Below are 1024 nucleotides of genomic sequence, written 5' to 3'. Positions count from 1 at the left end.
AGGTGAACTACAATGATTGATTTTCTTTTATCCATAGAAGAACACAAAGAAGAGTACGATAGCCGTCAAGCTTGGAAAATCCGCTATCCCTTATCTACTATTCTCTTTCTAGTTTTCGTTTGTCAATTGGCAGGGATTGAAACATGGAAAGAGATGGAAGATTTCATCGAAATGAACGAATCTGTCTTGGGAGAATACGTTGACTTGAGTATCGGTTGTCCTTCTCATGATACCTTGGAACGTGTAGTGAGTATGGTTAATCCAGATTTCTTGAAAGAACTGAAACTGTCTTTCGAATCCTCTTCAGAAACGGCAAATTTTTCCAAACTGATCGCCGTTGACGGAAAAACGATTCGGGGGAATCGAGGAAAACACCAATCTCCTACTCATATTGTCACTGCTTATGATGGTGGTAATCGGATTAGCCTTGGACAGGTAGCTGTTGAGGATAAAAGCAATGAAATCACAGCCATTCCTCGCCTCTTGCGTCAGCTAGACCTTCGTAAGAGTGTTGTCACGATTGATGCCATGGGCACCCAGACAGACATTGCGGATGTGATTATAAGGGGCAAGGGAGATTATTGCTTGGCAGTCAAAGGAAATCAAGGTACTCTCCATGAGGATATTGACCTTTATTTTAGTGATGCCAAATTATTATCTAAGTTGACAGAGAAAGACTGTCATTATCAGACCATCGAAAAGGCACGCAGTCAGATTGAGGTGAGGGACTACTGGGTTTCTCACGATGTGAAATGGCTGAGCCAACGACACCCAAAATGGAAGAACCTTCGTGGGATTGGGAAGACTAAGAATACCATTGATAAAGACGGCATCATTACGGAAGAAGTTCGATACTTTATCCTCAGTTTCAAAGGTGATGTGCAAACTTTTTCTCAGGTTGTTCGTGGTCATTGGTCGGTTGAAAGCCTACATTGGTTGTTAGATGTGGTTTACCGAGAAGATAAGAACCAAACCTTAGATAAACGAGCTTCCTTCAATTTGAATGCTATTCGCAAAGTTTGTC

General features: G+C 41.7%; 1 protein-coding gene. It reads left to right on the top strand.

What is annotated here, in order from left to right; translation table 11 throughout:
• Positions 1–12: 12 nt before the first annotated feature.
• The coding region (locus tag ACVPON_RS10205; protein WP_462878537.1) for an ISAs1 family transposase at positions 13–1024 on the top strand (1012 nt) is incomplete at its 3' end.

The sequence above is a fragment of the Streptococcus sp. 1F3 genome (assembly GCF_054968985.1).
Note: the sequence above shows the minus strand (reverse complement) of the source record. Positions and strands in the feature narration are given on the sequence as shown.